Here is a 14,520-nt window from a genome sequence, read left to right as displayed (position 1 = left end):
TTCCTTCGGCTTCCATTTATTGTGCACTCTCCCAAGCATCAAGGCCGCCGTCACCGATTCTTTATCGGGGCTGCCTGCTTGCTCCCCGCCGTCGAGAGAAATTGCCAGCATGTCAGCGTCCAATGCCTTTTTTTCCGAAACGATCCTGCTGCTTGGCGGGGCGGTGGTCGCCGCGCCGATCTTCAAGAAACTCGGGCTCGGCACGGTGCTCGGCTATCTCGCCGCCGGCATCGTCATCGGCCCGGTCTTCCACGGCATCACCGATGGCGAACAGATCCTCGCCGTCGCCGAACTCGGCGTCGTCTTCCTGCTCTTCATCATCGGACTGGAGTTGAAACCCACCCGCCTCTGGCAGATGCGGCGCGACATCTTCGGCCTCGGCGCGGCGCAGGTGGTGCTGACGGGGCTAGCGCTGACCGCGCTTGCCTGGTTTTCCCAGGTTCTCGACTGGCGCGGCAGCATCGTTGCCGGATTTGGCCTGGCGCTGTCTTCAACCGCCTTCGCCATGCAGATCCTCGAGGGCGACGGCGACGTCAATACCAGATACGGGCAACGCTCCTTTTCGATGCTGCTGTTCCAGGACCTGGCGATCGTGCCGCTGCTGGCGCTGATCACCATCCTCGACGGCGGCGATAAGGGCAGCAACGCGCCACTGTTCGATTTCGCTATCGCCGTCGGCGCGGTTGCGGCGATGATCGTCATGGGACGTTACCTGCTGACGCCGCTCTTCCAGATCATCGCCCGGACCGGCGCGCGCGAAGCAATGATCGCGGCTGCCCTCTTCGTCGTCATGGGATCGGCGAGCTTGATGCAGCTGGCCGGGCTTTCGATGGCGATGGGCGCCTTCCTATCCGGCGTGATGCTGGCCGAATCCTCCTACCGGCACGAGTTGGAGGCAGATATCGAGCCGTTCCGCGGCGTGCTGCTCGCTATCTTCTTTATCGCCGTCGGCCTGTCGCTGGAGCTCGACGTTCTCGCCGACAACGCGCTTTTCGTCATCGTCGCCGTGCCGATCGTCATGGCCGTCAAGGCGATCGTCATCTACGGGATCTGCCGGATCTCCGGCTCTTCGCACGACGATGCGATCCGCATCGCTTTCCTGCTGCCGCAGGGCGGCGAATTCGGCTTCGTGCTGTTTACCACGGCGGGTGCGGCCGGGCTGATGTCGACGAGCACAGCCTCGCTGCTGGTCGCGATCGTCACGCTGTCCATGGCGCTGACGCCGATCGGCTCGGCCCTTTCGAAGCGGCTGCTCAACGGCGACGAACAGGAGGAACTGGACGAGGATTTCGAGGGCGCGGGCGCCGACGTGCTGATGGTCGGCTTCTCGCGTTTCGGCCAGATCGCCGCCCAGATCCTGCTTGCCGGCGGGCGTAGCGTCACCGTCATCGATTTTTCCGCCGACCGCATCCGCCAGGCCTCCTCCTTCGGCTTCCGCATCTATTTCGGCGACGGCGCCCGCAAGGACGTGCTGCGCTCGGCCGGCATCGACCGGGCGAAGATCGTGCTGGTCTGCACGCAGAAGAAGGAAATCACCGACAAGGTGGTGGAGCTGGTGCAGGCCGACTATCCGCACACCCGGCTCTACGTGCGCTCCTACGACCGCATCCATTCGATCGAACTGCGCAACAAGGGTATCGACTACGAGCTGCGCGAAACGCTGGAATCGGGCCTACTCTTCGGACGGCGAACATTGGAGGCGCTCGGCGTTTCCGAGGTCGACGCCTACGAAATCGGCGAGGATATCCGCAAGCGCGACGAGGCACGCCTGGTGCTGCAGGTGTCCGAAGGACTGCAGGCCGGGCGCGACATGCTGTTTTCCCACCCTGTCCGCCCCGAACCGCTGGTCAAGCCGAAACGCGCCGCCGATCCCTTCGAGCACGATCCGCTGGCCGGAACCGCCGATGCGACGGCGGATGCCTGATCGCCCCTGACCGGCTTGCGAAATTGACGCATTGAATATCGAGGGGGCGGCGTTTATCAAACGTCCGATCGGAGCGATCCAAGAGGGAATCTTGATCAGACGGACGAGACAGATCGAACAATGGGCGCTGCGCATCCTGTGCGCGGTCGCACTGGTGTTCGTCGGCTTCGCCCATCAGGTTCCCCTCGCAGCAGCCGGCGAATTCGATCCGGCTGAACTCGCGCAATATGTGCTTCCGGACGGGACGCTGCCGACGCTTTGCGTCACCACGACAGACACATCCGGTCAGGAGCAGCACGACAAGGCGCATTCGCATGGTTGCGAAGCCTGCCGGATCAGCGCTTCCATCCTCCTGCCGGCGCCGACGGACATCGCCGGTTCCGCCATACACTTTGCGGCTACGGTTGAACTGCCGATTCGGGCCGAGGCCTTCCATCGCCAGCTTTTCCCGCCCAATACCGGCCCTCGGGCGCCTCCTTCCGATCCGATCCCTGCCTGAACTTCGCGTTGCGGCAGGCGCCGTAGCGCGCCTTTAAACGCCGGTCGACCTGCATGCGTGCCGTCGGCCGTGGATACGGATCCATTCTCATGTCGACCATTACTGCTGCCGAACCGGCGGAGCATGCCGCAGACGGCGTTTCGCTCTACCGTGCCATCTGGCGCTGGCATTTCTTCGCCGGGCTTCTCGTCATACCCTTCCTGCTCAATCTGGCCGTTACCGGATCGCTCTATCTCTTCAAGGACGAGATCAACAGCACCTTCTTCGGCTACCGCTACAGTGTCCAGCCGGCTGGCGAAGCGCTGTCGCCGGAGCGGATCGCAGAGATAGCCGCCTCCGCCGTGCCGGGCTCAACCGCGACATCCTACAAAGACCCGGTCCTGCCCGAGCGATCGGCCATCGTCACCCTCTCCAGCGATGCCGGCTCGATGCTGGTCTTTGTCAACCCCTATGACGGCAAGGTGCTCGATGTGGTCGGATCGACCGACGAGTTCAATTATGTCGTCAAGCGCATCCACAGCCTCGCCTATTTCGGCACCATAACGAACCGGCTGATCGAAATTGCCGGCGGCTTTGCCATGGTGCTCGTCGTCACCGGCATCTATCTCTGGTGGCCGCGACGCCAGACGGGCGGCGTTATCAGCGTGCGGGGAACGCCCGGCCGCCGCGTTTTCTGGCGCGACCTGCATGCGGTGACCGGTGCCTTCGCCGGCATCCTGATCTTCTTCCTTGCGATGTCAGGCATGCCATGGTCGGGCTATTGGGGGGCGAACGCCAATGCCTGGCTGACCGAACATGGCCTCGGCTATCCGGTCCAGCTCTGGGGCGACGTGCCGAAGTCGCGGAAAGTCACCGAGGATATCCTTCCGAACAGCGGCTGGATCGTCGAGAAGGCGCCCGTTCCGCTTTCCGATATCGCCGCAGCGCAATCAGCCAGGCCAATCGGCCTCGAAAAAGCCGTGGAGACCGCCAAACGGCTGGGCATGGCGCCGGGCTTCGACCTAGCGATCCCCTCCGACGAGACGGGCGTCTATACCGCCTCGCTCTTTCCCGACGATCTTGCCGACGAACGCACGCTCCATATCGACCAGTATTCCGGCAAACCACTGATCGATATCGGCTTCGATCAATATCCGTTCCTCGGCAAAGCGATCGAATGGGGCATCAATGTCCACCAAGGACAGGAATGGGGGCGTTTCAACCAGTTGCTGATGCTCGCAACATGCCTCGCAATTGTGCTCAGTTGCGTGACCGCTATCGTCATGTGGTGGAAACGGCGCCCGATCGGCCGCCTCGGCGTGCCACCCATGCCGCCGAAGCCTTCGATCTATTACGGCCTGTGGGTGATCGTCGGGATCTTCGCCGTCACCTTCCCGATGAGCGGGCTCGCGATTGTCGCCATGATCGCCTTCGACCAGATCGTCGTGCGGTTCGTACCGTTGCTGAAACGTGTTCTCGCTTGAGGAAGGCCATCAGATGAAGAAGATCATCGCTATTGTTGCCGGCGTGCTGCTTGCATCCATGGCATCTGCGGACGATGATCCGCAACAGGCGATCCCGGCGAGGCTGAAGGTGATGTTCGAACGGCCAGACAAGCCGCTCGATATCGCGCCGGTCGTCGTTCAGGGCGATTGGGCGATCGTCGGCTGGCGGCAGGACGGACGCGGCGGACGGGCCCTGATGAAAAAGACGCATCACGGCTGGAGCATCTATCTCTGCAGCGGCGACAGCCTGAAGGATACCGCGACGCTGGAGACGATCGGGCTCTCCGCAGTTGACGCCGCCGGGCTGGCTGCGAAACTGAAGAATGCCGAGGCCGGCCTCGATTCTTCCGCGCTTGCGCTGTTCTCAAGCTTCGAGGGCACGATGATGATGAATGAGGCTTCAAACGGCGCGGGTCATGCCGGCCATGAGGGCCATGCCCAGTGAAGCAAAGAAAAGCTAGCGCTTCAGCCGAGCCTCGATTTCCCGGTCAAGGGCGAATTTCAGGTCGTCCTTGACGCCGACGGACATGGCAAGGACTTCACGGGCCTTGAGGAAATCCATGACGCCGGTGCGGCCGACGGTCGGGCGCAGGAAGATATGCGGCGGGCGAAGCTTCAGCTTCAGCGAGATCGCCGTCTGCATCATCAGCTGACCGGAACCGAAGATGCTCTCCATGCGGTTCGGAATATGCGTGCCGTCACCTTCCGGCGCGCCGACGACATCGATGCCGACGACGATGTCGGCAAGATCCATCAGGCATTCATAGGGCACCGGATTGCTGATGCCGCCGTCGATCATCACGCGGTCGCGCAGGCGCACCGGCATGAAGACGGCGGGGATGGCGGAAGAGGCCGCGAGCGCCGGGAACAGCTCACCCTGTTCGATGATGACTTCGCACTGCCCGTAATAATCCGTGGTGATCACCTTCATCGGGACCAGCAGATCCTCGAAGCGGGCCGGCAGCTCGGACGGCAGGAAGGCTTTCAGGATCCGCTCCAGATTGAACTGGCCGATGCGGATACCCTTGGCCACCGCATCGCGCACCGTCGCCGGCCTCAGGCCCCAGATGCGGGCGACGACGGCCGTCTTGTTGCCGACGGTCGTCAGCGCATGTTCGCGGATTTCGGCGCCGGACATGCCGGCCGCCATGCCGGCCGCCATGATCGCGCCGATCGACGAGCCTGATACCGCCACCGGGCGGATGCCGAGTTCATCGAGCGTCTCGATGACATGGATATGGGCAAGTCCGCGCGCACCGCCGCCGCCAAAAGCGACGGCGACCGTCGGCACATCGCTGATCGCAGGCAATTTCGGGCTGATGATCTCTGCCTGCTGCACGCCCGCCCCCGCTTATTGCGGCTGATATCGGAAGAAATGCACCCTCGTATCGCCAAAGATGCGGCTTTCGAGGAAGACATAGGAAGGATGGACGGAAACGACAATATCGGCCCGTTCTTCGAGCACGGCGATTGCGCCTGGCCGCAGCCAGCCGCCCTCGACCGCTGCCGCCATCGCCTTTTCGCCGAGACCCTTGCCATAGGGTGGGTCGGCAAAGAGCACGTCGAAGGGGTCGAGATTGCCGACGCTGCCGAGATCGGTCGCATCCCGGCGCAGGATGCGCGTGCGGCCATGCAGGCCGAGCGCATCGATGTTCTCCCAGAGCAGCGCCCTGCCCTCGACACTGTTTTCGACGAAGAGCGCATGGCGACAGCCGCGTGAAACCGCTTCGAGGCCGACGGCGCCGGTGCCGGCAAAAAGGTCGAGAATCCGGGTGCCATCGACGCATTCCGGATAGGCATGGCTCAATATATTGAACAGACTCTCGCGCGTCCGGTCGGCAGTCGGCCGGATCTCGTTGGATTTTGGCACGGCGAGAGGCCGTCCGCGAAACTCACCGCCGACGATCCGCACCGCGCGTCATTCCTTTTCCTTTAGCACCACCTCTGGACGGCCCGCCCGCAGGCCTGTCGCCGCCCGGTCTGTCCCCGCCCGGCTTGGTGCCTTTCGGCTTGCCGGAAAAACTCTTGGCCCCACCAGGTTTCGCCCCGCTGGGCTTGGCCGCAAAGCCCTTGCCGCGCGGCCTGTCTCCAGAAGGCCTGTCACCCGAAGGCTTGTCACCGCGCGGACGCTCGGAGCGGCCCTCGCCGGCAAAGCTTCTGGCTGCCCGCGGACGCTCATCACCGTCCTCGCGCGGCCTGCGATCGCCACGCGGCTTATCACCGAAGGGCCGGTCTCCACGTGAAGGACGATCACCGGAGGGGCGGTCGCTGCGCGGACGCTCAGAACGGCCCTCACCGGGGGAGGTTCTGGCGGCACGAGGACGCTCGTCGCCATCCGCACGCGGCTTGCGATCACCGCGCGGCTTGTCGCCGAAGGGGCGGTCTCCACGCGAAGGACGGTCGCCGAAGGGGCGGTCGCCGCGCGGACGCTCAGAACGGCCCTCACCGGCAGGGCTTCTCGCGGCACGAGGACGCTCGTCGCCATCCGCACGCGGCTTGCGATCGCCGCGCGGCTTGTCGCCGAAGGGCCGATCACCACGCGGGGGACGATCACCGAACGGCCGGTCGCCGCGCGCCGGGCGGTCGCCAGAACCGCGGTCTTCGCGGGCGGGGCGATCACCAAAGCCGCGCTTGCGGCCGAAGCCTTCGCCCTCATCCTTGCCGCGGGGCTGCTCGCTCGAGCGGATCCATTCGCCATCCTCTTCGCGCACGCGGTTCACCTGCGTGCGCGGGCGATCCTCGATGCGATCATTCTTTGCCGGCGCCTGCTCGCCGCGCCGGCGCGCAGTCTGCGCATTCTTGGCGGCTTTCGCCGCTGCCTTTTCGCCGAGCGGCCGGGCGCCCGGCGCCATCCAGACATTGGCGCTGCGGCGCTGGCCGAGCGGCTGGGGACGCTTCGGCTTCTCGTCGTCCCTGCGGCCGCCGTCGCGGCGATCGTCCTCTTTGCGCGCCCCACCGTGGCGGTCGTCGCGCTTCGTATCGAGACGGCTCAGCGCCCGTTCGCGCTTGTCCTCGTCGCGACGCGGACGCTCGCGCTTTTCCGGTGCTGCCGGCTCTGCCTCTTCCTCGGCAGCGACCGCCGTCGTATTGTAGATCGGCGCGTCGAAATTCGCCTTGGCTTCCTCGATGAGGCGCGGGCCGAGCTGGTCGCGCAGTGTGCGGCCGCGCACTTCGACGACATGGCTTTCCGGCAGGTCGCCAAGCTGGAACGGGCCATAGGAAATGCGGATCAGGCGATTGACGTCGAGGCCGAGCGCACCGAGAACGTTCTTGATTTCGCGGTTCTTGCCTTCGCGAAGACCCATGGTGATCCAGACGTTCGAGCCCTGCGTGCGGTCGAGCGTCGCCTCGATCGAGCCGTAGAGCACGCCGTCGACGGCAATGCCGTCCTTCAGCTTGTCGAGCGCGTCCTGATCGATCTCGCCATGGGCGCGGACACGGTAACGCCGCAGCCAGCCGGTCGCCGGCAGCTCGAGCGCGCGGGCGAGACCGCCGTCATTGGTCAAGAGCAGCAGGCCCTCGGTGTTGATATCGAGGCGGCCGATCGACATGACGCGCGGCAATTCTTCCGGCAGGTTGTCGAAGACGGTCGAGCGGCCTTCCGGATCGGCATTGGTGGTCACCAGGCCGGTGGGCTTATGATAGAGCCACAGTCTGGTGCGCTCGATGCCGCGGATCGGCACGCCGTCGACTTCGATGCGATCGGCGAGCGTGACGTTGACGACGGGGGTGTCGAGCACCCTGCCGTTCAGCGTCACACGGCCTTCCATGATCATGCGTTCGATGTCACGGCGGGAGGCGACGCCGGCACGCGCCATCACCTTGGAAATGCGTTCGGCCTTGGCGTCACTATCGGTTTCGGCGGCGATTGCGCGTGCGACCGCAGGCTTTGCCGGCTTGTCGCCGTCCGCCTTCGGGCCGGCTTTCGACCTGATATCCCGTGAAAGGGGCTTTGCGCCCGGGCGTTTTGGCTTGTCTTTGGGTGTCATTTGTTGTTTGCCTGCCTTTTGGGCCTGTCTATCAGGTCACGCATCTGCGGTTAAGTGGAAATTCTTGCGATCGTGAAGACAAATCGTTTCATGGAGATGGCGCTCGAAGAAGCGCGTGCCGCCGGAGAACGCGGAGAGGTGCCGATCGGCGCCGTCGTCGTTATCGACGATATTGCCGTTTCACGCTCTGGAAACCGCACGCGCGAGCTCAAAGACGTCACCGCACACGCCGAAATCGCCGCGATTCGGCTCGCCTGCGAAGCGCTCGGACAGGAACGTCTTGCCGGCGCCGATCTCTACGTGACGCTGGAGCCTTGCACCATGTGCGCGGCAGCCATCTCGTTTGCGCGCATCCGCAGGCTCTACTACGGCGCCGAGGACCCGAAGGGCGGCGGCGTCGACAATGGCGTGCGATTCTATGGGCAGCCGACCTGCCACCACGCCCCGGAGGTCTATTCCGGCTTCAACGAGGTCCAATCGGCCAATCTGCTGCGAAGGTTCTTTTCGCAAAGGAGAGAGGCACCGTAATCCCAGCGCCTCTGCGCGGCGCCGTCATCCTTGCCGGCGCGCCGAAAAAGCCGCTATTGCAGGAGGTTCCACCACTGCTTGCCGGTGTTGGCGACGGCTGCATCCTTCTTGCGCTTCTTCTGCTTCTTGAGTTCGGGCTCGCCGACATCATCGAGTTTTGCCGGATCGTCGACAGTGCGGTAGCCGGGCGGCGGATCGGATATATAGCGGCGCTGATCGACATAGGAGCCCTTCTGCAGGGCGCGGGCTTCACGGTAGGCCTTGGTCTGAGCTTCCGTCGTGCGCCGGCCGCCTTCGATCGCAGAGCTTGCGAGCGGCGAGCGGTAATTCGGATTGTCCTCGTTCGCGTCGGCTTCCGAAACGAGACGAGCACGGGTCTCCTCCGGCGATTCAAGCCACTGCGGATTGTCCTTGTTGGCGACCGTCTGCTGCGGCGCAACGAGGGTCTCTTTCTGCGCCTGAGCCGGCAGCACCAGCGTTGGACGCGGCGTGTACTTGACGCCTTTGTTCTTCGGGTCTGGACCGGTCAAAGACACCGACTGGCCGAGATCGTCGGTCAGCTGCTCCATGGCGGTCTTGTCGGTGCCGTAGGTCGGGCTGCTGGCGCAACCGGACACCAGGGAGCATCCCGCCACTACAACAGACAGGCAGGCGCCCATACGGAACCAATGCGTTGCTAACATGAAAACCCTTCCAGCCCTGCCGGTGCAATCATCGCCCAACCGGACAACCGTCCCCCTGACGCAAAAATCCGGCCATTTTCAGGCAGCTTTTACCGGATGAACCGCGAAAACGCAATTCATCCGGCAATATTCTTCACGTAAGTGCGGCAAGCTCACGAAGGGCAGCAGCGTCGCGGGCCGAAACATCGGGATATTCGGGATCGGAACCGACATCCCTGGTGATGCGCCAGGAGCGGGCACATTTCTCACCCTCTGCAAGCTTCGGCACGACGCTGACCTGAGGCACCTCCGCCAGGCGGAAAGCATCCCCTGGTCCTTCGCCGACCTTGATCTCGATTGCCGAGGTGATGCAGACCTCGGTGAAGTCCTGGCCTTCCAACGCCTTCAGCAGTTCCGGATCGGCGATATGAACGACGGGAGCCGCTTCCAGCGAGGAGCCGATGCGCTTGTCCTTGCGCTCGATCTCCAGAGCGCCTGTCACAACCGAGCGGACGGTGCGGATCTTCTTCCACTTCTCGGCCAGGGCATCGTTGCGCCATTCCTTTGCGACCGGGGCAAACTGCTCCAGATGCACCGAAACGGCGGACGGGTTGCGCGACAGCCAGGCCTCCTCGGTGGTGAAGGGCAGCATCGGGGCAAGCCACGTCACCATGCAATCGAAGATCTGGCGGATGACGTGCAAGCTGGCGCGCCGGCGCAGGCTCGACGGCGCGTCGCAATAGAGCGCATCCTTGCGGACATCGAAATAGAAGGCCGAAAGCTCGACATTGGCGAAATCGATCAGCGCGCGGGCGATCTTCTTGAAGTCGAAGGCATCGTAGTTCTCGCGCACCAGCTCGTCGAGCTCGGCCAGCCGGTGCAGCATCAGCTGCTCCAGCTCCGGCAGGTCGGCAAGCGCGATCTCCTCGCCCTTGTCGTGGGCGAGCGTGCCGAGCATCCAGCGGATGGTGTTGCGCAGCTTGCGATAGGCATCGACATTGGTCTGGATGATCGTCTTGCCGACGCGCAGGTCGTCGGCATAATCCGAGGTCATCACCCAGAGGCGCAGGATATCGGCACCGGCGTCCTTCATCACTTCCTGAGGTGCTGTGACGTTGCCCTTCGACTTCGACATCTTCTCGCCCTTCTCGTCCATGGTGAAGCCATGGGTGAGGACGGCGTTATAAGGCGCGCGGCCGCGAGTGGCCGCCGATTCCAGCAGCGACGAATGGAACCAGCCGCGATGCTGGTCGGATCCCTCGAGATAAAGATCGGCCGGCCACTTCAGGTCCGGGCGGTCTTCGAGCGTGAAGGTGTGCGTCGAGCCAGAGTCGAACCAGACGTCGAGGATATCCATGACCTGGGTCCAGCGGGAATGGTCGTGGTCATTGCCGAGGAAACGCTCCTTGGCGCCTTCGGCAAACCAGGCGTCGGCGCCCTCATGTTCGAAGGCTTCGAGGATGCGGGCGTTGACGGCTTCGTCGACCAGGACATCGCCATCATCGTCTGCAAAGACGGCGATCGGCACGCCCCAGGCGCGCTGGCGCGAGAGCACCCAGTCAGGACGGCCTTCGATCATGGCGCGCAGGCGGTTCTGGCCGGCGGCGGGCACGAAGCGCGTATCATCGATCGCACCCAGCGCGCGCGAACGCAGCGTCGTGCCGTCGGCAAGGGTCTTGTCCATATAGACGAACCATTGCGGCGTGTTGCGGAAGATGACCGGCTTCTTCGAGCGCCAGGAATGCGGATACTGGTGCTTCAGCCGGCCGCGGGCAAAGAGCGCGCCGCGGGCGATCAGTTCCCTGATGACACGGTCGTTGGCATCGCCCTTCTTGCCGTTGTCGTCGATGACGCGGGCGCCCTCGAAGCCGGGGGCGTCTGATGTGTAGAAGCCGCCGTCGTCGACCGGAAACGGGATCTTGGTGTCGATGCCGCGGGCCTCAAGCGCGCGGACAGCCGACATCCAGGCATCGAAGTCTTCCCGACCGTGGCTGGGTGCGGTGTGCACGAAGCCGGTGCCGGCGTCATCGGTGACGTGATCGCCATCGAGCAGCGGCACGCGGAATTCATAGCCACCGCCGAGACCCTTGAAGGGATGGGCACAGGTCATCGCTGCGAAGTCGGCTGCAGAGACATCGCTCAAGCGCTTATACTGCAGCTTGGCCTTGGCGAAGGATTCCTCGGCCAGCTTGTCGGCAAAGATCAGCTTTTCGCCGGGACGCGGACCAAAATCGTTCTCGGCGGCCGTCACTTCATAGAGGCCGTAGGAGATGCGCGGCGAAAAGGAGACCGCGCGGTTGCCGGGGATCGTCCAGGGCGTGGTCGTCCAGATGACCACGAACGCATCCTTGAGCGCGACCGGACCTTCGACGACTGGGAATTTCACCCAGATCGTGTCGCTCTCATAGTCCTGGTATTCGACCTCGGCCTCTGCCAGCGCCGTGCGCTCGACGACCGACCACATGATCGGCTTGGAGCCGCGATAAAGCTGACCGCTTGCGGCGATCTTCAAGAGTTCGCCGGCGATGCGCGATTCCGCGTGAAAATTCATCGTCGTATAGGGATTGTCGAAGTCGCCCTCGATGCCGAGGCGCTTGAACTCTTCCGCCTGGACTTTGATCCAGCCGGCGGCGAATTCACGGCATTCCCGGCGGAATTCGTTGACCGGGACCTCGTCCTTGTTCTTGCCCTTCTCGCGGTACTTCTCTTCGATCTTCCATTCGATCGGCAGGCCGTGGCAATCCCAGCCGGGCACGTAATTGGCGTCGTAGCCGCGCATCTGGAACGAACGGTTGATGACGTCCTTGAGGATCTTGTTCAGCGCATGGCCGATATGGATGTTGCCGTTGGCATAGGGAGGGCCATCGTGAAGGACGAATTTCTCGCGGCCGGCGGCGGAAGCGCGCAGTTTCTTGTAGAGACCCATCTCCTGCCAGCGCTTGACGAGTTCCGGTTCCTTCTGCGGCAGGCCGGCGCGCATGGGAAAATCGGTCTCGGGCAAATAGAGGGTCTTCGAATAGTCGATCTTTTCGGCTGTATCGGTCATGTCTGACAATCGTTTTCTGGCGGCCCAGGAAGGGGCGCAACGGGCGTGAAATAGCTGGTGACGGAAGCGCTCTTACCAAGCGCCAAAAACCCGGACCTTCCGGCCGCTTAGCGCGCGCGGAAGGCCGGGCCGATAATTCGCATCATCATTGCCAGCCGATATTTCGTCATCGCGCCGGTTCATAGGCGTTTTTGCCGGGAAAAGGAAGAGAAGAATTCGCGGTTGGCAATCCGCTTCAACGGCTGGAATCGCCGGTGGCCGCAGCGACAGCCGCACTCAAGGCGACCTCAGGAAAAGCACAGTTTCCGATCAAGCGCGCCGAGTGGCTTGACACCCGCAAGCAGCGCCCTCGCCTCTTCCTCATCGCGCTTGATCTGGGCGACGAGCGGATCGAGGCCGTCGAATTTCAGCTCGGGGCGGAGATAACCAAAGAAGGAGACGGAGCAGAGCTGGCCGTAGAGATCGCCGCTGAAATCGAAAAGATAGGTTTCCAGCAGCGGCGCGCCGTTTTCCGTGACCGTCGGGCGGCGGCCATAGCTTGCAACGGCATCGTGGAGCGTGCCGTCCTGGCGGCGGAAGCGGACGGCGTAGATCCCGGCGGCAAGATCGACCTCCGGCGGCAGGCGCATGTTGGCCGTCGGAAAACCGAGTTGGCGGCCGAGCTTTTCGCCATCGATCACCTCGGCTTCCACCGTATAGCGGTAACCGAGCATGCCGGCGACTTCACTGACATTGCCCTCCTTCAGGAGCGCGCGGATATGGCTCGAAGAGACGACATCGGCGTTTTCGTCACGGAAGGCATCGATCAGGGTGACGCCGAAGCCGTAGGTATGGCCGGCATTCATCAGGAAGGCCGGACCGCCCTCGCGGCCACGGCCGAAATGGAAATCGAAGCCGGTGACCACTTCGGAAGCGCCGAGCCAATCCTTCAGGATCGAATGGATGAAATCATCGGCCGAGCGCTGCGAGAATTCGTAGTCGAAGGGATATTCGATGACGGCGCTGAAGCCCAGCGTTTCCAGGATACGGGCTTTCAGCGGCGCCGGCGTCAGGCGGAAGACCGGTGTCTGCGGCCGGAAGACCGTGCGCGGATGCGGCTCGAATGTCAGCACCAAAGCGGGGATACCGCGCGCCTTGGAGATCTCGAGCGCCCGGCTCAGCACCGATTGATGGCCGCGGTGCACGCCATCGAAATTGCCGATGGCAATGACGCCGCCCTTTAGATGGGCGGGTAGGGGTTCCCGGGTTTCATTGCGGTGGAAGACGGTCATCGGCTGGCTTCTCTTCATGCAAGGCGTGTCTTCATGCAAGGCGGGGCATCCACCACTTCGGCGCGGCGTTTTCCCGTTCGAGATAGGCGTTGAGGATCGCCTCGTCGGTCTCGCCGTTGAGAGTATATTCCTTAGCGTGGATACCGCCGCTGATGTAGAGGAGGTCGAGGCCGTAATTCAAGGCGCCGCGCACGTCGGTCGGCATGCCGTCGCCGATCGCCAGCACGCGATCGACCGGGAAATCGCCGCGAAGCTCGCGGGCAGCCGCAAGCGTCGCCTCGTAGATCGGCCGGTGCGGCTTGCCGGCGATGCGGGTTTTGCCGCCGAGCTGCTCGTAATAGGCGGCCATGGCGCCGGCGCAAGGGATGATGCGATGGCCGCGCTCGACGATGAGGTCGGGATTGGCGCAGATCATCGGCACGTCGCGGGCTTTGAAATCGAGAAGCATGTCGGTGTAATCCTCCGGCTTCTCGGTCTCGTCGTCGAAAAAGCCGGTGCAGACCAGCGATTGCGCTTCGCCCGCCGGCCGGCGCTCGACGCCAATGCCTTCGAGCAGCGCCTTGTCGCGCTCGGGGCCGAGCAGAAAGACGGTCTTCGGCCCTTCGGCGATCAGCCCGCGCGTGACGTCGCCAGAGGTGACGATCCTGTCATAGGCACTGTCGGGAACGCCGATCTGGCGCAACTGATCGACCACCTGCCAGGAAAGGCGCGGCGAATTGGTGATGAGGACAACGGCGAGGCCGTTTTCGCGTGCCGCTTCAAGGGCTGCGGCCGCCTTCGGGAACGGATCGACGCCGTTGTGAACGACGCCCCAGACATCGCAGAGCACCACATCATAGCGACCTGATATCTCCGAGAAGTTTTCTATCCGCTTAGCCATTCCGATTTCCCGATTTGCTTCAGTCACCGGTGACATTGCAAAGGCGCAAGACGATGGCAAGGCATTTTCTTCGCCGCCGGGCCAATGCGTAGAGCTCGAACGGCGATCCGGAGGAGCGGAAGGGCAAAGGGTTTTGACGATTATCGCGAAGCGGCAGATCGCCGAGCGCGGACGAGTTCGGCAAAGTTCAGCTGCGCCGAGGTTTTGGCCGCAATCTCCGACTATTCTCCGGCATCT

Annotated in this window: 12 protein-coding genes; 5 read left to right on the top strand and 7 right to left on the bottom strand. The window is 63.5% G+C overall.

The window, feature by feature from the left end; genetic code table 11:
• Positions 1-109: 109 nt before the first annotated feature.
• The 4 genes from AC2444_RS02595 to AC2444_RS02580 all read left to right on the top strand — a co-directional run bounded on the left by AC2444_RS02595 (position 110) and on the right by AC2444_RS02580 (position 4,352).
• Positions 110-1,924, top strand: coding sequence for a monovalent cation:proton antiporter-2 (CPA2) family protein (locus AC2444_RS02595; protein ID WP_012756217.1), 1,815 nt, complete (start codon positions 110-112; stop codon positions 1,922-1,924).
• A 91-nt stretch (positions 1,925-2,015) separates the two neighbouring features.
• A complete protein-coding gene (locus AC2444_RS02590) occupies positions 2,016-2,423 on the top strand; it encodes a hypothetical protein (protein WP_012756216.1) in 408 nt (135 codons plus the stop codon).
• A gap of 89 nt (positions 2,424-2,512) precedes the next feature.
• Positions 2,513-3,886, top strand: a complete 1,374-nt coding sequence (locus AC2444_RS02585; protein WP_012756215.1) for a PepSY-associated TM helix domain-containing protein — start codon at positions 2,513-2,515, stop codon at positions 3,884-3,886.
• Positions 3,887-3,899: 13 nt separating this feature from the next.
• Positions 3,900-4,352, top strand: coding sequence for a copper uptake system-associated protein (locus tag AC2444_RS02580; RefSeq protein ID WP_012756214.1), 453 nt, complete (start codon positions 3,900-3,902; stop codon positions 4,350-4,352).
• A gap of 12 nt (positions 4,353-4,364) precedes the next feature.
• On the opposite strand, the gene AC2444_RS02575 is transcribed toward AC2444_RS02580, so the two are convergent.
• Genes AC2444_RS02575 through AC2444_RS02565 form a run of 3 tightly spaced genes read right to left on the bottom strand, consistent with a single transcriptional unit; the run spans position 4,365 to position 7,896 of the window.
• A complete protein-coding gene (locus AC2444_RS02575; RefSeq protein WP_003556842.1) occupies positions 4,365-5,246 on the bottom strand; it encodes a patatin-like phospholipase family protein in 882 nt (293 codons plus the stop codon).
• Between the two features lie 12 nt (positions 5,247-5,258).
• A complete protein-coding gene (rsmD, locus tag AC2444_RS02570) occupies positions 5,259-5,819 on the bottom strand; it encodes a 16S rRNA (guanine(966)-N(2))-methyltransferase RsmD (RefSeq protein ID WP_012756213.1) in 561 nt (186 codons plus the stop codon).
• On the bottom strand, positions 5,800-7,896 hold the full coding sequence (locus AC2444_RS02565; protein WP_012756212.1) for a pseudouridine synthase: 2,097 nt from the start codon (positions 7,894-7,896) through the stop codon (positions 5,800-5,802). Before AC2444_RS02565 ends, rsmD begins: the two co-directional genes overlap by 20 nt.
• Positions 7,897-7,986: 90 nt before the next feature.
• Here AC2444_RS02565 and AC2444_RS02560 point away from each other — a divergent pair, with 90 nt between their 5' ends.
• Complete coding sequence (locus AC2444_RS02560; RefSeq protein ID WP_012756211.1) at positions 7,987-8,424, top strand: nucleoside deaminase; 438 nt, start codon at positions 7,987-7,989, stop codon at positions 8,422-8,424.
• A 53-nt stretch (positions 8,425-8,477) separates the two neighbouring features.
• Here AC2444_RS02560 and AC2444_RS02555 read toward each other — a convergent pair whose 3' ends face one another.
• From AC2444_RS02555 to AC2444_RS02540, 4 genes are all read right to left on the bottom strand, one after another.
• On the bottom strand, positions 8,478-9,107 hold the full coding sequence (locus tag AC2444_RS02555) for a hypothetical protein (RefSeq protein ID WP_012756210.1): 630 nt from the start codon (positions 9,105-9,107) through the stop codon (positions 8,478-8,480).
• A gap of 133 nt (positions 9,108-9,240) precedes the next feature.
• Complete coding sequence (gene ileS / locus AC2444_RS02550; protein WP_012756209.1) at positions 9,241-12,132, bottom strand: isoleucine--tRNA ligase; 2,892 nt, start codon at positions 12,130-12,132, stop codon at positions 9,241-9,243.
• 287 nt (positions 12,133-12,419) lie between these two features.
• The gene (locus AC2444_RS02545) at positions 12,420-13,403 is read right to left on the bottom strand and encodes a bifunctional riboflavin kinase/FAD synthetase (RefSeq protein ID WP_012756208.1); all 984 of its coding nucleotides are present in this window, start codon (positions 13,401-13,403) and stop codon (positions 12,420-12,422) included.
• Between the two features lie 31 nt (positions 13,404-13,434).
• Positions 13,435-14,283: a TIGR01459 family HAD-type hydrolase gene (locus tag AC2444_RS02540; protein WP_012756207.1), complete on the bottom strand. Its 849-nt coding sequence runs from the start codon at positions 14,281-14,283 to the stop codon at positions 13,435-13,437.
• Between the last annotated feature and the right edge of the window lie 237 nt (positions 14,284-14,520).

Source organism: Rhizobium sp. WSM1328, assembly GCF_057653715.1.
The sequence above is the reverse complement of the archived record's forward strand: the minus strand, read 5'-3'. Positions and strand labels throughout refer to the sequence as shown.